12 protein-coding genes and 1 tRNA gene are annotated in these 18782 nt (G+C 71.2%); 4 read left to right on the plus strand and 9 right to left on the minus strand.

All coding sequences use genetic code 11. The features are described 5' to 3' along the window. Window positions 1-76 precede the first annotated feature (76 nt). Complete coding sequence (locus AB0I91_RS29330) at window positions 77-1183, minus strand: HesA/MoeB/ThiF family protein (RefSeq protein ID WP_499639806.1); 1107 nt, start codon at window positions 1181-1183, stop codon at window positions 77-79. Between the two features lie 541 nt (window positions 1184-1724). Here AB0I91_RS29330 and AB0I91_RS29335 point away from each other — a divergent pair. The 3 genes from AB0I91_RS29335 to AB0I91_RS29345 all read left to right on the plus strand — a co-directional run bounded on the left by AB0I91_RS29335 (window position 1725) and on the right by AB0I91_RS29345 (window position 7165). Further along, window positions 1725-2702 (plus strand): AfsR/SARP family transcriptional regulator, encoded by a 978-nt coding sequence (locus AB0I91_RS29335; RefSeq protein ID WP_499639808.1) that lies wholly within the window; start codon window positions 1725-1727, stop codon window positions 2700-2702. A 360-nt stretch (window positions 2703-3062) separates the two neighbouring features. Then, a complete protein-coding gene (locus AB0I91_RS29340) occupies window positions 3063-5003 on the plus strand; it encodes an ATP-binding protein (protein ID WP_499639810.1) in 1941 nt (646 codons plus the stop codon). Window positions 5004-5281: 278 nt separating this feature from the next. Beyond that, window positions 5282-7165: a recombinase family protein gene (locus tag AB0I91_RS29345; protein WP_499639812.1), complete on the plus strand. Its 1884-nt coding sequence runs from the start codon at window positions 5282-5284 to the stop codon at window positions 7163-7165. 29 nt (window positions 7166-7194) lie between these two features. Here AB0I91_RS29345 and AB0I91_RS29350 read toward each other — a convergent pair. Further along, a tRNA-Leu gene (locus tag AB0I91_RS29350) sits at window positions 7195-7277 on the minus strand. Window positions 7278-7625: 348 nt separating this feature from the next. Between AB0I91_RS29350 and AB0I91_RS29355 the strand changes: the two genes are divergently transcribed. Beyond that, window positions 7626-7868 (plus strand): hypothetical protein, encoded by a 243-nt coding sequence (locus AB0I91_RS29355; RefSeq protein WP_499639815.1) that lies wholly within the window; start codon window positions 7626-7628, stop codon window positions 7866-7868. 911 nt (window positions 7869-8779) lie between these two features. On the opposite strand, the gene AB0I91_RS29360 is transcribed toward AB0I91_RS29355, so the two are convergent. The 7 genes from AB0I91_RS29360 to AB0I91_RS29390 form a co-directional block, all read right to left on the minus strand. Next, window positions 8780-10030 (minus strand): arginine deiminase, encoded by a 1251-nt coding sequence (locus tag AB0I91_RS29360; protein WP_499639817.1) that lies wholly within the window; start codon window positions 10028-10030, stop codon window positions 8780-8782. A 16-nt stretch (window positions 10031-10046) separates the two neighbouring features. After that, on the minus strand, window positions 10047-11486 hold the full coding sequence (locus AB0I91_RS29365; RefSeq protein ID WP_498782366.1) for a basic amino acid/polyamine antiporter: 1440 nt from the start codon (window positions 11484-11486) through the stop codon (window positions 10047-10049). Between the two features lie 13 nt (window positions 11487-11499). After that, a complete protein-coding gene (gene nhaC, locus AB0I91_RS29370; RefSeq protein WP_499639819.1) occupies window positions 11500-12984 on the minus strand; it encodes a Na+/H+ antiporter NhaC in 1485 nt (494 codons plus the stop codon). A gap of 195 nt (window positions 12985-13179) precedes the next feature. Beyond that, the gene (locus tag AB0I91_RS29375; protein WP_499639821.1) at window positions 13180-14139 is read right to left on the minus strand and encodes a calcium/sodium antiporter; all 960 of its coding nucleotides are present in this window, start codon (window positions 14137-14139) and stop codon (window positions 13180-13182) included. Between the two features lie 88 nt (window positions 14140-14227). After that, window positions 14228-15409 (minus strand): hypothetical protein, encoded by a 1182-nt coding sequence (locus AB0I91_RS29380; RefSeq protein WP_498782372.1) that lies wholly within the window; start codon window positions 15407-15409, stop codon window positions 14228-14230. A 78-nt stretch (window positions 15410-15487) separates the two neighbouring features. Further along, window positions 15488-16933, minus strand: a complete 1446-nt coding sequence (locus tag AB0I91_RS29385; protein ID WP_498782374.1) for a class I adenylate-forming enzyme family protein — start codon at window positions 16931-16933, stop codon at window positions 15488-15490. Window positions 16934-16975: 42 nt separating this feature from the next. Then, window positions 16976-18757: a glycosyltransferase gene (locus tag AB0I91_RS29390; RefSeq protein ID WP_498782395.1), complete on the minus strand. Its 1782-nt coding sequence runs from the start codon at window positions 18755-18757 to the stop codon at window positions 16976-16978. Window positions 18758-18782: the final 25 nt, after the last annotated feature.

Genomic DNA, 18782 nt, shown 5'->3' on the forward strand with positions numbered 1-18782 from the left:
GCCCACCCTCGTGGTGGGCCCCTGCGAGGGGGCTGTGGGGGTGCCCCCCCCCCGGGGCGGCCCCCCCCCCACCGGGTCAGACGGCGGACGGTCCGCAGGCGGGGCAGTCTGGCCGGGCCGACTGGATATCGAGGGCGAAGGTGTCCTGGAGGGTGACCAGGTTGATGCCGTACTCGCGGTTGACCGGCAACGCCGGGGCACCGGTGATCAGGCTCATCACCGCGTGCGCCGCGAGGTTGCCCGCCATCCCGGCCGTCACCGCGTTGGTCGCGTGCACCCCTTCCGTATCGGCCGGGGCGGGCCAGAGGGTGATCGGTGGTTCGGCGGCCAGGCGTTCCGCGGTGGCGGTGCGGGCGCAGTCGTAGCACGGGCCGGAGTCGGGTCGGAACAGGCCGACGTTGACCCTGGGGCCGTGGTAGCCGCCGTGGACCCACGCGGTGCCGGTGTCCAGGCATGCCCGGTTGGTCCACGACCGGATATCCTGCGGGATGTCGGCGGCCAGCAGCAGCACATCACACCCTGCCGACAGCCGACGCAGGACGCCGGGCCCGTCCACGAGCAGCTGCTCACCGGTCACGGTGACCTCGCGGTTGTGTGCCCGCAGGCGCCCGATGGCGGCGTCGACCTTGGGACGCCCGAGGTCGTGCTCGGTGTAGAGGATCTGGCGGTTGAGGTTGGACAACTCCACCGTGTCGGGCTCGACCAGGTGGATGGTGCTGACCCCGGAGGCGGTCAGCGCCAGCGCCGCGGTGCTGCCCACACCGCCGACCCCGATCACGGTGACCCGTGCCTGCCGCAACGCCAGCTGCGCGTCCCACGTCGTCGTGCGCGGGGCGAGGTCCATCCACCGCCACAACGCCCGGCTGCGCCCGTACCGTTCCCGCTCGGCCAAGCTCAGGCCGGGCGGCTCCGGTGCGGCGGCGTTCTCCAGGTAACCGGCCTGCCACAGCTCACCGATGGCGTCGGCGATTTCGGTGGCAGGGTGTCGGGGGTGGTGGTGGACCAGGTCGGCGACCACCTGGTCCACCGTGCGGGTGCCGTCCAGGAGCGTCAGCAACGCCCACACCCAGCCGTCCGGGTCCGGGATGATCGCGCCCACACCGTGGACCCGACCGCCGATCTGCACCCGGTCCTCGCCGAGGCGGACCGGCCGGTGCTCGTACTTCACACACGGGCGAAACATGACACTCCCTCCTACTTCTAGTTGTTGTTGTCGTTGTAGGTGCTGAAGGTCCTCTCCCGGTCGACCGGGATGAACGTGATGATCATGTCCTCACCCCCTCGTCGCGTGCTCCGAGGCGGCGCTGGGCGATGAACGCCAGACACGACCACGGTGGCTGCTGTTCGTCCGGTGGTGGCGCGTGAACCCGGGTCCAGTCCATTCCGTCCTCATGACGTCGGTTTCCGTTCCACCCCGCTTCCCTCTTGTGGGGCTGGAAACAGCGTCGGTTGCGGCACGCGACAGATCCCCGGACGGCGTCCGCGACACCGCGGCGGACATCGCTACCCCAATCGGGTGGGAATCTTGTCCGCTGTGGTGTCCGCAGTTGTCGGACACCAACCGGATGGCCCGACGCCCAAAGCCGCCACACACGGTCGACGACACCTGCCCCATCCGGGTGGACTGGCGTTACGGACGAGTGCAGCACTGTGATTGCGGCTGGACGACGGGGCGGATCTCGCCAGACTGCGCTCGTGAGCAAGGGCTACAGCCGGGGGGATGGGTGGAGATCCGGATACTGGGCAAAGTCGGGATCCACGACGACCGCAACGTCATCACCCTGACCAGATCCGCCGAACGGGGTCTGTTGGGCCTGCTGGCAGTCGAGGTCGGCCGACCCGTCCCCGTCACCACGCTGCTCGACCGGATCTGGGTCGAGGAAGGGCGCAGCGAACCCAAACCGGAAACCTTGATCCGCTACGTCGGCTACATTCGCGACGCCATGGAACGAGCGGGAGGAGACGGCACCTGGCTACGCCACGACCCCGGTGCCAACGCCTACCTTCTCGACATCGACCCCGGCACCGTCGACTACCACCGCTTCCTGCGCGAAACCCGTGTCGCGGGCGAACACCGCGACCCCGACCGCCTCCACGACGCCCTCGCGTTGTGGCGTGGGACGCCGCTGGAGGACGTGCGCCGACGCTGGGTGGACACCTTCCGCCACCACGCCCACGCACACCGCCGCACCGCCCTGGCCATCCTCTGGGAACTGCTGCTCGAACAAGGTCGACACCACGAGATCCCGCCTCAGCTCGGCCCGCTGGAAGCCGACATCGTCCACGACGAACGACTCGTGCTCCTGGGCGCCGCGGCACTGGCTCACAGCGGCCGACACGTCGACATCACCGCCTGGGCCGACCACATCGCCACCCGCATGCGCGACCTCAGCGGCGGTACCGGACTCTCGACTCCCACCCAGACCCATTTGCACCACCTCGTCACCCACCCGCCAGGGCCCACCACACCAACCCCGCACAACAGCACACCTACAGGCACCAACGGCGAATCCAGCGACCTCGGCACCGGGGACATAGCCTCCAGCCACCACGAGGGTGTCAGCGGGGCCGGTGGTCGTAGTACGACTATTCACGGTGGCGTCACCGGCGCGGCATGGGGCATCACCATCGGTGCCGCTACCGGCGACCACCTCACCATCAGCGCACCGCCCCAGACGGGAGAACCGGACAACCCTCGCTAGCCGACGCGGACCACGGGCACACCGCGTCGGCGGCCGACCCGCCGCACCCCGACACCACTCCTGCCGCCAGCACCGGGGTGACAACGAGCATCCACGGTGACCTCGTCGCCACCGATCACGGTGCCGCCGTTGGTGTGGTGCACGGCGACCTGAATCTGCATCCGCCACCGCCGCGACCCGCGCCGGTCATCCCGCGGCAGCTGCCCGCCGCACCGGGCCTGTTCACCGGCCGGACCGTGGAACTGGCCCCGTCTGGACCGCGCCCTGACCCACGCCGCTATACCGCGGGGGCCAGGCACCAACGCGCGGGAACCGACCACCGCAGCCCCAACCACCGGCCCGGCAGGTGCGGGGCAGGGTGTGACGGTGCTGGTCTCGGCGATCGGCGGTGCCGGGGGCATCGGCAAGACCTGGCTCGCCCTGGCGTGGGCGTATCGGCACCTCGAGCGGTTTCCCGACGGGCAGCTGTTCGTCGACCTGCACGGCTTCAGCCCCGCCAGCGACCCGGTGGACCCGGCGGTGGCGGTGCGCGGCTTCCTCGACGCCCTCGAAGTCGACCCCGACCGCATCCCCGCCGACCTCGATGCCCAGGCCGCGCTGTACCGGAGCCTGGTGGCCGGGCGGCGGATGCTCATCGTGCTGGACAACGCCGCCACCGCCGAGCAGGTCGTGCCGCTGCTGCCCGGCTCGCCGTTTTGCACCGTGCTGGTCACCGGCCGTCACCGACTCGCCTCGCTGATCGACCGGCACGGCGCTCGCCACCTCCCCCTCGGCGCCCTCACCTACGAGGAGGCCCGCGGCCTGCTGGCCGCCCGCCTAGGCACCGACCGCGTCGCCGCCGAACCCGAGGCCGTGGACGAGCTGATCAGGCTGTGCGGGGGCCACCCCCTGGCGCTGTCGATCACCGCGCGCACCGCCGAGCCCCACCCCGACGTTCCGTTGGCCGAGGCCGCCGCCGAACTGCGCGACCTCGGCCTGGAGGCGCTCGACCATGACACCGACCCGGCCGCCAGCCTGCCCACCGTGTTGTCCTGGTCCCTGCGCCACCTCACCGACACCCAGCGCACCGTGTTCGCGCTGCTGGGCATCGCCCCCGGCCCGGACACCACCCCGCCCGCCACCGCCGCCCTCACCGGTCTACCCGACCGCACCGCCCGCAGGACGCTGAGTGGGCTGGAGAACGCCTCGCTGCTGGAACGGCGGCCGGGCGGCCGGTACGCCATGCACGACCTGGTCCGCCGCTACGCCACGGACACCGCCCACACCACCCTGCCCGAGCACGTGCGGGACGCGGCCCTGACACGGGTGGTGGACTTCCACCTGCACACCGCCCACGCCGCCGACCGCCTCCTGGACCCCCACCGCGAGCTCCTGTCGCCCGAGCCGCCCGCGCTCGGCGTGCACCCGCACCCGCTGCCCGACGCCGCCGCGGCGCTGGCCTGGCTGCGGGCCGAGCACGCCACCCTGCTGGCCACCCAACGCACCGCCGCCACCCTCGGCCACCACCACACCGTCTGGCACCTGGCCTGGAACCTGAACACCTTCCACCAGCGGCGAGGACACCTGCACGACGCGATCACCACGTGGCGGACCGCACTGGACGCCGCCGACCACCTGCCCGACCCCGCCACCCGCAGCCGCGCCCACCGGCACCTCGGCCTCGCCTGCTCCCGGCTGGGCCTGCACGAGCAGGCCACCACCCACCTGGAGCAGGCTCTCGACCTGGCCGTGCGCCACCACGACCCCACCGAACAGGCCCACACCCACCAGGTGCTCGCGATCACCTGGGAACGACGGGGGGACGACCGGCAGGCCCTGGAGCACTCCCACCACGCCCTCGACCTCTTTCGCGCCCTCGACCAGCCGGTGTGGGAAGCCGATGCGCTCAACGCGGTGGGCTGGCTCGCCGCGCGGCTGGGCCGGTTCGACACCGCCCGCGAGCACTGCCAGGCCGCCCTCACCCTGCACCGACACCACTACGACCCCGGCGGCGAGGCGGCCACCCTGGACAGCCTGGGCTACATCGCCCACCACACCGGCGACCACCACCAGGCCCTCGACCACTACCATCAGGCCCTCACCCTGTACCGCGGCCTCGGCGAGGCCTACCAGGTCGCGGACACCCTCGACGGCGTGGGTCATCCCCACGCCGCCCTCGGCCGGTACGAGCAGGCCCGCACGGTGTGGCGGGAGGCGCTGCAGCTGTACCGGGACCAAGGCCGCGACGCCGACACCGAACGCGTCCAACGGCAGCTCGACAATCTCGACCACTTCACCAGCGCCAATCCGGACAGCGGTTGAGCGGTCGACCTGGGGTAGGTCGGCGTCGGTGCGCGAGAGACCGAAGCCGACGTCAAGCCTGCGGCAGCGCGGTTCCGCGCTATCGAGCAGCGACTTGCCGTGGGTATCTACGCCACCAGGCACGGTCAGATCGGCGTATGCCGCAGCTGTTCAGTCAGACAAGCACAGGCGGCTCGGGCTGCTCCGATTGGGCGTATATGTGGAGTTCCTTGTCATCGTGGCGAAGGCGCCTCGTCACCTCGGCGTCCAACCCCCGTTCCGATGTCGAGGACCGCGCCATGTCGGTGTCCGCCCTGTCCCGTCCGACCACTCTTGCCGAGTGGATCGCCGCCACGGTCCCGCCGGGCATCCCGGCCATGGACGCGACTCCTGTCGGCAGTCTGCGGTTTCTGTTCTACGGTCGGGCTTCCACTCGTGAGCACCAGGACCCGCGCACGTCGCGCGCGTGGCAGCTGGATGTGTCCCGTAGGCTCACCGGCGGGCACGGTGTGATCGTGGGAGAGTATTTCGAGGTCGGGTGTTCCCGTCAGGTGCCATGGCATCTGCGGCCTCGGGCTGCGGCGATGTTGCGCTACATCGCGGCCAACTCCGACCGGGTCGACGCGGTGGTGGTGGGCGAGTACGAGCGCGCCTTTCTCGGTACCAGCCAGGTGCGGGAGCTGCGTGCGGTGTTGGAGCGGTACGGGGTGCAGTTGTGGCTGCCGGAGGCCGAAGGGCCGGTGGACTTCGACAACCCTGCCCACGAGGCGTTGCTGGCGTTGCTGGCGAAGCGTTCGCTCACGGAGGTGCTGCGTTCCCGGCACCGGGTCGTCACCGCGATGCGGATGCAGACGGTCGAGCAGGGGCGCTACCTGGGCGGCAGGCCGCCGTACGGCTACCGTCTCGAGGACGCCGGGCCGCACCCGAATCGGGCGTTGGCGCGGCGCGGGGTGCGGCAGCAGCGGCTCGTGCCCGACCCGACCACAGCACCCACCGTGAAGCTGATCTTCGCCTTACGTCTGGCCGGGCACAGTGCCGCGGGCATCGCCCGCCACCTCAACGAGCAGTCCGTGCCCAGTCCGTCGAGCTCGGACGCGGAATGCGACCGGGGTCGGGTCGATGCGGGTTGGTCGCTGCGTACGGTGGTGGAAATCCTGGGCAATCCGCGCTACACCGGTCGTCAGGTGTGGAATCGCACGAGTGCCGACCGTGCCACCCGTTCGCCGAGCGGGCGTCGGACCAGCATGCGCAACGAGCAGCACACCTGGGCGATCTCGACCCGCATCGCCCACACCCCGCTGGTGTCCGAGCGGGACTTCGTCACTACCCAGACCATCCAGGCCACCAGGAACAGCACCCGCCAGGCCGACACAGATGGCGGTGAGCACGTCTACCTGTTGGCGGGCCGACTCCAATGCGGGGTGTGCGGGCGGAAGATGGACTCCCATCGTTCCCACAGCCGTGCCGCCTACCGTTGCCGTCACGGTCACACCAGCGCCCGAACCCGACCGGAGGGCGCGTCGGGCAACCTCTATCTGCGCGAGGATCACCTGCTCGGCCGCATCGCCGCCCACCTCACCGCCGTGGGTATCGCCGACAACCCAGGCCCGGAGCAAACCGCACGGCTTGTCGACGAACTCGGACTCGTCTTCCGTTGCGACGCCGCCAGCGTCGAGCTGCTCGACCCCGGCACCACCGGGCGAGCGCGCACACCACGCAGGAGCCTGGCACGGCAGCCCATCCATGGAAGACTCGGAACCGAAGATCGTGGAAAAGCAGGCGAACAACTCCTGCTGGCGTTGAGTTGTGCGACGGCTTCGGCGGCGGATCAGCCCGACGCGCCCGCAGGCCGGGTCGATGCACTGGCTGACAGAACTCGCCTCACGCGCCAGCCTCTCCGGCGACCGATCCGCCCCGCAGCGCTCCAGCGTCGGCACCGGAAGACCGGGTTCCAGGTCGCCCTCGGCGCCACCGGTTCGCGGGATGCATCTCGGGTCAGGGTAGCGGGGTACCCACCGCCGGGCGAACACGGCTGTGAACGCGGTCGACAGGTCCTGGGACGACGAGCCAGCCGCCGCCAACTGCTCCGGCCCTCGCACCGGCAGACACCCTACGAACAGCGACCATCAGGTAGGGTCGAAGCAGCGTCGGGAAACACTTTGCCCCGCGAGCCTTCCAGCTAACCTGGAAATATCTCGCGGGGCAAATTATGTGTCCGAGGGGGGACTTGAACCCCCACCCCCTTTCGGGGACTAGCACCTCAAGCTAGCGCGTCTGCCATTCCGCCACCCGGACTCGGCTCTCGCCGTGGTGTGCGCATAGATTACATGATCGTCTTCCGTGGTCCAAATCGGGGTCCCTGGTTGTCAGGTTGGAAGTGTTTGTGCTGGTCACAGGGGTGTCGGTGGAGTGGTGCGGTTCGGGGTGGCGGTGGAGGTCGGTTGGTCGACTCGGTGATGGTGGGGTGGCGGGTGCTTCGGTGGCGGTGGTGGGGGAGGGGAGAGGGTTGGGCCGGTGGGGGTGGGCGGTTGGGGTGTCGGTGGACGTTGAGGGCTTGGGGGGTGGGACCTGGGGTCACGATTGGGTTCATCGTCAGCCTATTGGGCACTGGTATTTGTTGATCCGAACGGCGACGCTGACGCGGTGACTAATGATGTTCCACCTCTCATCTACGACGACGTGACGGATCTCGTGCCGGTGATGCTTCCGGCCGACGTCGCGACTCGGCTTGACATCGAGACCGAGCGCACCGCGCTGGTCCTGAGGAACCGCGTTCCCGTCTCGGTTATTCGCGCCACGCTGCTCGCCGTGGGCCTCGACCGGGCTCACGTTGCGGCCAGCGCTCTGGTCGCGCGAGCGGCGAATACGGACTGGCAAAAACCCTAATCGGGCGCTGTGTCGGCCGGTCCCGTGTTCGGGTGAACACGGGACCGGTTCGTGTTAGGTGGTTTGTTGTTGCGGCACGAGGAGTCGGCGGCGCGTTGGCCGCCCGTGGCGGGCTTGGGTGAGGAGGGTGGTCGGTGGGGTGTTGTCGGGGGTGATGCTCACGATGCCGATGTCGATGACCCTTTCGGGCGTCGCTGGGGAGGCTGATGGGACTCCGACGAACGTGCTGTGGTCGCGGACTGCGGCGAGGGCGGTCGTGTGGAGGACGGCGCCGAGGGTGGCTGCGGTCGGCAGGACGGTTCCTCGGCGTGGGCGCGGACAGGGGGCGGTGAAGTCGGGATGCACGGCGGCGATGGGGTCGACGGTGGCCGCTGTGACGCGGACGCGCAGGTGGTGTGGGCCGAGGGGCGGGAGTGCGGCTTCGGCGAGTGGGGAAGAGGTCGTGTGGGGAAGAGGTCGTGTGGGGTTGGGAGATGAGGGCGAGCGTCATGGTGGAGTCTTTTCGGTGGATGGGTCGCACACGCCATCGGTGACCTACTTTCAGTTGGGAAGCAGTCACTTTCATGTGGGGCAGGCAGCCGGAGGTTCGTCATGGGCACTGGTGGCGGGGGTGGCACGATTTCGATGCGTTCACCGCCTCCCGTCCCAGTCGGCGGTTACTCGACGCGATCGGCGACAAGTGGGTGAGTCTGGTGATCGTGGTATTGGGGCTCAGGGGGTCGGATGCGGTATTCCGCTGTTCCTCGCGGATTAAGGGGGCGGTCGTTGTCGGAGCCCATTCGCCACCCGATTCCGTCGCGCCCGTGCTCCATCCTGTCGACGGTCGGCGGGCTCGTCGACAGTGCGAGTCGGTAACACCGCCGGATCCCGGAGCAGGGCGTAATCGGGGAGAAGGCCTCGCGCGCGCCGAGTCAGTAGTCGATCGGGTCGCGGGAGATGGGGCACGTCATGCAGTGGCCGCCGCCGCGACCCCGGCCGAGTTCGGCGCCGACGATGGTGATGACCTCGACGCCCGCCTTGCGCAGCCGTGAGTTGGTGTCGGTGTTGCGGTCGTAGGCGATGACCACGCCGGGTTCGACGGCGACCAGGTTGTTGCCGCTGTCCCACTGGCTGCGTTGGGCCGTGTAGGCGTCGCCGCCCGTCTCCACGATGCGCAGCTTGGGCAGGTTGAGGGCGTCCGCCACCACGTCCACGAACGACTGCTTCTCCTCCGTCACCTCGATCGGGTCGCCGGGGCGCAGGGTGAACGGGTGGATGCCGTCCACGATGTCCGGGAACGTCGTCACGCAGTCGCGGTCGGCGAAGGTGAAGATGGTGTCCAGGTGCATGGCCGCGCGCAGCTTCGGCATGCCGGCGACGATCACCCGTTCGGCGGCGCCGCGCTCGAACAGCGCGGAAGCCAGTTGAGTGATCGCCTGCCGCGAGGACCGCTCGCTCATCCCGACCAGCACGACGCCGTTGCCCACCGGCATCACGTCACCGCCCTCCAACGTGGACAGGCCCCACCGCCGCTCGGGATCGCCCCACCAGACGGTCGAGCCGACGAAGTCCGGGTGGAACTCGTAGATCGCCTTCATCAGCAACGTCTCGTCGTGCCGAGCCGGCCAGTACAGCGGGTTGAGGGTCACGCCGCCGTAGAGCCAGCACGTGGTGTCGCGGGTGTAGAGCGTGTTGGGCAGCGGCGGCATCAGGTACTCGGGCACGCCGGTCGACTCGCGGGCGAGGGCGAGGTAGCCGGGGCGGAAGTCCGGTGGCAGGTCGACCGTGGACAGCCCGCCGATCAGGTACTCCGCCAGCCTGCGGTGCTCCAGGCCCTCCAGGAACGCGCGCGTGTCCTCCACCAGGCCGATCCCGACCTCGTCGGCGACGATCTTCCGGTCCAGCAGCCAGGCCTTGGCGCCCGGCACGTCGAGCGTCTCGGTCAGCAGGTTGTGCAGCTCCACGACCTCCACCCCGCGGTCGCGCAGCTTGGCCATGAAGTCGAAGTGGTCGCGGACGGCGTTCTGCACCCACATCACGTCGTCGAACAGCAGCGCGTCGCAGTTCGTCGGGGTGAGCCTGGCGTGGGCGAGGCCCGGCGCGCAGACGAGCACCTTCCGCAGCCTGCCGACTTCGGAGTGCACGCCGTACGCCGCGGACGGTCGCTGGGCCGTGTCGGTCATGTCCTTGCCCCTCTCGCTAGATGACGATCAGACCGGTGGCGAGGCCGAGCACGCCGAGCACGGCCAGCACGACCGCGAGGACGAACAGCGCCAGCTCGCCGGCGGAGAACACGCGCCTGCCCTGTTCCCGGCGCGCCATCACGAACAGGATCGTTCCCGGCGCGTAGATGATGAACGACAGCAACAGGAACTCGATGCCGGCCGCGAAGATGAGGAACGCCGTGTAGAGGGTGGCGACGGCCGCGAACGCCACCTCCTTGCCACGCCTGCCGCGGTCGTGCTCGTAGGTCTCGCCGCGCACCCCGATCCGCAACGCGTACGCGGCGGCCAGCAGGTACGGGATGAGGGACAGCGAGCTGCACAGCTTGAGGGTGAACGTGAAGGCGTCGTCGGAGAACAGGGTCACGAACAGCACCGCGGTGATGAGCGTGCTCGACATGACCAGCGCCGCGATCGGCACGCCGCGGCGGTTCTCGCGCTTGAGGAACCGGGGCATGTCGTCGTCCTTCGCGGCGACGAACAGCACCTCGGCGGCCATCAGCGTCCAGGCCAGGTAGGCGCCGAGCACCGAGACGATCAGGCCGATGCCGATGAACGCCGAGCCCCACGTGCCGACGACCGACTCGAGCACGCCCATCATCGACGGCTGGCGCAGCCCGGCGAGGTCGTCCTTGGGCAACGAGCCGTAGGACAGCAGCGTCACCGACGCGAACAGCGCGAGCACGCTGAGGAAGCCGAGCACCGTCGCCCGGCCGACGTCGGAGCGCTTGCGGGCGTACCGGGAGTAGACGCTCGCGCCCTCCACGCCGAGGAAGACGAACACCGTGACCAGCATCGTGGACCGGACCTGCTCGAACAGCGCTCCCGCGGACGGCTCGGTGCCGCCCCAGAAGTTGGCCGAGAACACGTCGGCCTTCAGCGTCACGGCGATGATCGCGACGAACACGAGGATCGGCACCAGCTTGGCGACCGTGACGATCCGGTTGATCGCCGCGGCCTCCTTGATGCCCCGCGTGATCATGTAGTGGAACGCCCACACGCCGACGGCCGAGATCGCCACCGCGAGCAGGGTGTTCCCCTCGCCGAGCCCGGGGATGACCGTGCCGAGGGTGGACTTGATCAGCACCCAGTAGCTCACGTTGCCGACGCACGCGCTGGCCCAGTACCCGAACGCGGAGAAGAAGCCGGGGAACTCGCCGAACCCGGCCTTGGCGTAGGCGTACACGCCGGCGTCCAGCTCGGGCTTGCGCACCGCGAGGGCCTGGAACACGAACGCGAGCATGAGCATGCCGACGCCCGCGATCGCCCACGCGACGATCGCGCCGAACACGCCGGTGGCCTGGGCGAAGTTGCGGGGCAGCGAGAACACGCCGGCGCCGACCATCGAGCCGACCACCATCGCGGTCAGCGTCAGCAGCGGCATCTTCTGCGACTTCTTGGTTTCCGTCACGGTCATCGTCGTCACCTGTTCACGCGTCGGCCGGTTCGCGACCGGCCGGTGGCACTCGTTCGATCCGGAAGCCGGTGAACCCGTAGACCAGGCTCAGCAACGGGCTGGCGATGTTGAAGAAGCAGAACGGCAGGTACAGCAGCGTCGACACGCCCAGCGCCGCGCTCATGAACGCGCCGCAGGAGTTCCACGGCACCAGCGGCGAGGTGACCGTGCCGCTGTCGGCGGCCAGCCGGGACAGGTTGGTCGGCGCGAGTCCCCGGTTGGCGAACTCGGCCCGGAAGACCTTGGACGGCAGCACGAGCGCGATGTACTGGTCGCCCGCGACGACGTTGAGCCCGAACGCGGTCGCGAACACCACGACGAACAGCCGCCCGGTGCCCTTCGCCGCGCGGATCATCGGGTCCATGAGGCGGTTGATCAGCCCGAACTCCTCCAGCACGGTGCCGAACGTGACCGCGCCGATGATCAGCCACAGGGTGAGCAGCATGCTGTCCATGCCGCCGCGCGACAGCAGCCGGTCGATGTCGCCGATCCCGGAGTCGATGGTGAACCCGGTGGCCAGCGCCTGCCACACGGCCTGGATCCCGGTCCGCACCGGGTCGAGGCCTGGTGCGGCGACGAAGGCCCGCACCACGTCGTGCTGGGTGAACACGGCGAGGATCCCGGCGAACAGCGCCGAGGCCGTCAGGGCGAGCGACGCGGGGACCTTGCGGACGGACAGGACGGCGAGGAGCACCAGCGGCAGCAGGTTGAGCGGGGTGATCCAGTAGATGTCGCCCAGCGCGGTCAGCTCGGAGGCGGTGTCGCCCGCGTCGGTCGGCGCCGGTCCCCAGAACAGGCCGATCAGCGCGAACAGGACGAACGCGAGGCCGAACGCGGGCACCGAGGTCCACGCCTGGCGCTTGATGTGCTCGTAGACGTCGACCTTGGCCAGCTGCGCGGTGAGGACGGTGGTCTCCGACAGCGGCGAGAGCTTGTCGCCGAGGTAGGCGCCCGAGATGACCGCGCCCGCCGTGATACCCGGCGACAGGCCGAGCATCAGGGCGATGCCGACCAGGCCGACGCCGATCGTGCCGGCGGTCGTCCACGAGCTGCCGATCGACATCGCGACGATCCCGCAGATCAGCGCGGTCGCCGCGTAGTACCAGGTGGGTGAGAGCGCCTGGATCCCGTAGTAGACCAGCGTCGGGATCGTGCCGGACAGGTTCCACGTGCCGATCAGCGCGCCGACGGCCAGCAGGATGAACACCGCGCTGGTGATCGAGGTGAGCGCGCGTTGGTTGGCGGCTTCGACCTCCTCCCACCGGTGGCCGTTCTTGAGCACGACGAGCGTCGCGACCATCGCGCACAGGACGAGCGCGACCTGGACGGGACCGTCGAGCGCGGCCGTCCCGAACAGGGCCAGCGAGCCGCCGATCAGCGCCACCAGCGCGACCAGGGGCACGGTCGCGTCCACGAGCGACGGTGCGCGGACGTCTCGGTGGCCGCCGGTGTCGGTCACGTGCGCCTCGGTGGGCCGGGCCCGAGCACGGGGACTTCCGGTCGCGGCACCCGCGGCCGATGATCTTCCCGCGCAGAATCCGGCATGGCTCAACCACGGTAGGTCGGGGTCGGTGGGCGCGCAAAAGGGTCCTACCTGCACCGACACCAAACGCCCCGATCGGGTGACGCGTCGGGCGGCTCACCGCCGCGCGCTTCACAGCCGCGTCGTGAGCAGCCAGGCCGTGTACAGCACGTAGGCCGCCACGAAGGCGCCGCCCTCGACGCGGCTCAGCCGTCTGCGGGTGAAGAAGGCGGGCACGCACACGAGGGCGGTCGCGACCATGAGGAGCATGTCCAGCGCCAGCACGTCGTCGGGCACCGGGACGGGCCCCGGCGCGGCGAGGACGGTCGGCCCGAGGATGAGGGCGATGTTGAACACGCTGGAGCCGAGCAGGTTCCCCAGGGCGAGCGAGCGGTCACCGCGGACGGTGGACACGATCGTGGTGACGAGTTCGGGCGCCGAGGTGCCGATCGCGACGACGGTCAGGCCGATGAACGTGTCGCTCGCGCCCCAGATGCGGGCGATCCGCACCGCGCCGTCCACGAGGAACTCCGACCCGACGACGATCACGACCAGTCCCGCGACCAGCAGGAGCACCTGCGGGCCCACCGGTCGGGCACGGGCGCTCGTCGTGGCCGCCGGCTCGCCGTGCGACACCGCCGCCTGCCGTCTGGTGTGGACGACCATCAGCCCGAGGTACGCGGCGCCGTAGGCGCACAGCCACACCCCGTCCGCGTTCGAGAGCGAGCCGTCGAGCGCCAGCGCGAGGAGCAGGACGCCCGCGCCGGCCATGATCGGCAGGTCGAACCGCAGCGTCCTGGCTTCGAACACCACGGGTCGGATCAGCGCGCTCAACCCGAGGATGAGCAGGAGGTTGACCAGGTTCGTGCCCACGATGTTGCCCACCGCGAGACCGGCGTTGCCCTGTCCGGCGGCGTTGATGCCGATGGCCAGCTCGGGCAGGCTGGTGCCGAGCGAGACGACGGTCATGCCGACCACGAGCGGGCTGACGCCGAACCGGGAGGCGAGGGCGGTGCCCTGGCGCACCACGAGCTCGGCGCCCGCGATCAGCATGGCCAGGCCCGCCAGCAGCGCCGCCGCGGAAGTCGCCACGGACCCCTCCCGGGCCCGCTCGACAGCGTCACCGGCCCGTGCCAGATGGTCGGCGGCCGGGCCGCGACCCGCAACCGCTGCGACGAACCTAGAGCGGCCCGGTCGGGCGACGCCCGTTGGTGAGGTCCGCGACCTGCTCGGGGGTGAACGGCGGGTCGAGCAGGTCGGCGCGGAGGGCGTGGCAGCGGAACATGTCGGCGATGTAGTGCATCCGGTCGGGCAGGTCGGACCAGTCGCGGGCGGCGGTGTCGAGGAGGCTGTCGGAGGTCGGGTCGACGAGCGCGAGCAGCGCGAGCAGCTCGGGGTGCGACAGCCGGGCGAGCAGCGGCGGGAACTCGGCGGGGAGGTCCTCGCCGAGGTCGAGCACGTCGCCGCCCGGCAGGGCCAGCGTCATCAGGTGCTCGGTGACCGCTCGCCGGACCAGCGCGCGGGCGTGCTCGGCCAGGTGCTCGACGGCCAGGCGCACCGGCGTGCGTCGGCCGAGCACGGTCAGCAGCACGCGCCGCAGCCACTTGACCACGCGGTTGCCGGGCAGCAGCAGGTCGAGCAGCCGCCGTTCGAGCTCGCGCGGGTCGATGACCGGCGCCTGCAGCGCGGCGGTGATCTCCGGTTGCAGGCGGGTCTGCTCGTGCAGGCCGACCTCGACGTTGGCCAGCAGCAGGAGCTCGGCCCGCTCCTTCGCGTCGACCGCGGACGTCGCCTGGTGGTAGCGGGTGAACGCCTGCCGCAGGTAGCGCTGGCCCTCGGGCGGCTCGCCGGGGCGCAGCGCGCCGTAGAACCCGTCGAGGTCGTCGGGGGACGCGACCAGGAAGCGGGCGAACTCGCGGGCGATCTCCTCGAAGACCTTCAGGTTCCCGCGCGCCGCCGCGTCACCGGCCGCGTCGAGCCGGGCGGTGCTCAGCACGGCCTGGCGCACCAACCGCTCGGCGTCGTCGAGGACCTGGCGCGGAACGGCCCGCCGCAGGCCGCGCACCAGCAGGTCGACCGCGGCGGCCGCGTCGGGCGAGGACTCCAGCATCCGCTCCAGCGTGCGGGCCAGGTCCTCCTGCCGGATGGTCCGGCCGACCTGCTTGGACGCCCACACGGCGAACGTGCACCAGTTCGCCGACCCGCCGGTGCGGTCGGCCAGCGCCCGCGACAGCTCGTGGTAGCAGTGGGTGATCCGGAGGTTGCGGACGACGGGGTCGGCGTGCGCGGCGATCCGGTCGACGTCCTCGACCGTGGGCGGGACGCCGCCGGGCGCCCGCACGTCGCCACTGGTTCGTGTCATGGATGGCCGACCTTCCTGCCCGGGGTGTACACGTGGTTGGTCGTCGCGGGGGCGACGAATGTGACACCCGATCCCGGGTCAGGGCCGCCAGGTCCGCACGACGTGGCGGCGCAGCTTGCCGGAGCCGGTGCGCGGCAGGGAGGGCACGAAGACGATCCGGCGCGGGACCTTGTACGCGGTCAGGTGGTGGCGGGCGAGGGAGATCAGCGCGTCGGCCAGCTCGGCGTCGTCGAGCGGGCCGTCGGCGCGCACGACGTAGGCGCGCAGTCGGACCGATCCGTCGTCGTCGGCGACCGCGCAGACCGCCGCCTCGCGCACCAGGTCGTGACCGGCCAGCAGGTGCTCGACCTCCAGCGGGTGGACTTTGATGCCGCCCACGTTCTCGACGTCGTCCAGGCGGCCGGTGACGGTCACGTAGCCGTCGTGGTCGATCGAGGCCAGGTCTCCGGTCGCGTACCAGTCGTCGGTGCGCTTGGCCGTGCCGTCCTCGTGGACGCCGAGCGTGATCGTCGGGCCGCGCACCTGGAGGCGGCCGATCACGTCCGGTTCGACGGGATCGCCCCGGTCGTCCACCACGCGCACGTCGAACGGCGGCAGGGGACGCCCCGCGGTGCCGACGCGGCGCGCCGAACGGGTGTTGTGGGTGAACGCCTGGCCGACCTCGGTGGTGCCGATGCCGTTGAGCAGGCGGTCGCCGAGGACCTCCATCAAGCGCCCTTCGAGCGCGGTGGAGAGGACTTCGCCACCGGTGGCGGCGATGCGGAGGTTCGCCAGGCGGTCGCTGCCGGGGTGGGCGATGAGCCTGCCGTAGAACGTCGGCACGGCGAACAGGGCGGTGACGCTGTACTTGTCCACGATCGCGAGCACGTCGTCCACCAGCGGCGCCTCCGGGTTCAGCACCACGCGGCTGCCGCTCAGCAGCGGGAAGAACAGGGAGTTGCTCAAGCCGTAGGCGAAGTACATCTTGGACACCGAGTGCACGACGTCGTCGGGCCCCAGCTCCAGCGCCGGCACGGCGAACGAGCGGTGGTGGATGATCGGGTCGCCGTGCAGCTGCGGGCACAGGCGCGGCACGCCGGTGGTGCCCGAGGTGAACGTCGCGTACACCGGGTCGTCCACGGCACGCGGCACGACGGGGATCGGCTCCGCGCCGTCGAGCTCGGCGAAGGTGGTCACCGGGAACCCGGCCGCCGAGAATCCCGGCCTGCCCACGACCAGCGCCGGCCTGGCGGCACGCAGCACCTGGCGCAGTTCGTCGGGGTGCAGCCGGGGGTTGACCGGCGCGGCCACGGCGCCCGCGTGCACGGCGCCGAGGAAGGTCAGGACGAAGTCCGGCCCGTCGTCGAGCACGAGCGCGACCCGGTCACCGGGCCGCACGCCCGAACCCGCGAGCGCCCCGGCGACGTGGCCCGCGCCGGTGTACACGTCGGCGTGCGTCAGCATGGCGCCGTCGACCTCGTACGCGGGCCTGTCCAGCCACCCTCCGGCGTCGGCTCCGGCTCTCAGCGCGTCGACCAGGTTCATCCCAGGGCTCTTCCTGCTCGGGCCGCCCGAGGGCAGGCGACGTCACGGGGTCGGGCGGAGCGCGGCCACTTCCGAACGCCACTCCAGCACCACGTCGAACAGGCCGGCGACGGCGTCCAGCTCGGTCAACGGCGCCGGCCCGCCGCGCAGCGCGCCGACGAAGTCCGCGTACGCGCCGCTCACCGGCGGCGCGACCAGGTCCGCGGCCAGTGCGGTGCCCGTGACGGCGAAGTGGAACCGGGGCTCGCCCCAGCCGAGCTCGACCGTCCCGGTCACCCCGCCCGCCACGGCCGCGGCCCGCACCCGGGACCGGGTCGCCTCCACCGTCCGCACGTCGGTCACCGGCACGCCGAGCACGCGTTCGACGGCGTCCAGCGCGTCCGGGCCCAGCTCGGTGACGACGTCGTGGCCCTCAGGCCGGTACAGGCGCACCGTGAAGCCCTCCGCGCCGCCCGCGGCGACGGCCTTGCCCAGCTCGACCAGCTCCGGGTGGTGCGCCCAGGGCAGGTCGACGGAACACCGGCCGGGCGCCTGCCGCGCGGCCTCGACCAGCCGGGCCAGGTCCTCCACGGCGCGCTTGCCCAGCAGCACGTGCAGCCCCCGGCGCAACGCGGTCAGCGCCGCCGCCGTGTCCGGCACCTCCACCACGACACCCTCGGCGGGGACGGTCTGCACCAGCCGCGTGCCGTCGCGCAACGCCCACGGCGCATTGTGCGCGCGTGCGGCGGGCAGCAACGCGCGCACGTCGGGATCGGCCACGCCGACCACGCGCACGCCGCGCACCGCCGGCACCGCGTCCGTGCCGACGACCAGGACCCGCACGTCGGCGGGTTCGGCGGTGGCCAGCGCGCGGTCGCTGGCGAAGAAGCTGAGGTCGGCCGAGGCCGGATCCGGGTCGCGCGGCGTCGACACGCGCGGCCGGTCGAGGTCGGTGTAGTCCTTCTCGACCGGCGCCCACGCCAGGTCCGCGGCCCGGTGCGCCGGTCCGGCCGCGAAGACCTCGGCCCACCGGCTGCGGATCACGCGCATGTGGCGCTTCCAGATGGGCAGCTTGTCGTGGCCGACGTGGTTGAACGTGGTGCCCTCGAAGTGCCGCATCGCCACCGACCCGACGTAGCGCAGCCGTTCGCCGTCGGCGCGCAGGCGGCAGCACAGGTCGACGTCCTCGCACAGCGAGACCGGGTCGAACGACTCGTCGAACCCGCCCACCCGGCGGAACGAGCTGTGCCGCACCATCAGCGCGGCGGTGGGCGCCCACGACTGCTCGCGGTGCTCGCGGTGCTCCGCGCCGAGGGGTTTGCCCCGCCCGACGGGTCCGATGTGGCCGTCGACAGTGGACGCGCCGCCCGCGCACTGCACCAGTTCCCGGTCGCCGGGGTAGAGCAGCAACGGCGACACCGCGCCGAGACCGGGATCGGCGGCCAGTTCGGCGGCGAGCACCTCGACCACGTCGGGGTCGTCGACCAGCACGTCGTTGTCCAGGAAGAGCAGGAACTCGCCGCGGGCCACTGCCGCGCCGACGTTGCGCCGTTCGCTGCCGCCGCGGTCGTCCTCGTGGCGCAGGGTCGTGAGCGCGCGGGGGTGCACCAGCTCGGCCAGGTACTCTGCGGTGCCGTCGTCGGAACCGTTGTCCACCACCACGATCTCGAACTCGCCGGACGCGCGGGCGAGGGACGCCAGCGCCCGGCGCGTGTACTCCAGGCGGTTGCGGACCAACATGACGACCGAGACCAGGCCCGGTACCGGGGTCGGGTTCACACTGCGCCCTTCACCGACGGGAATCGCCACGACGCGGCACCGCGCTGCGCCGGTCGAGCACGACATGGGTGGGGTGGTGCCCGCGCGCGGC

Origin of the sequence: Actinosynnema sp. NPDC049800, assembly GCF_040656635.1 — a bacterium.
Classification (GTDB): domain Bacteria; phylum Actinomycetota; class Actinomycetes; order Mycobacteriales; family Pseudonocardiaceae; genus Actinosynnema.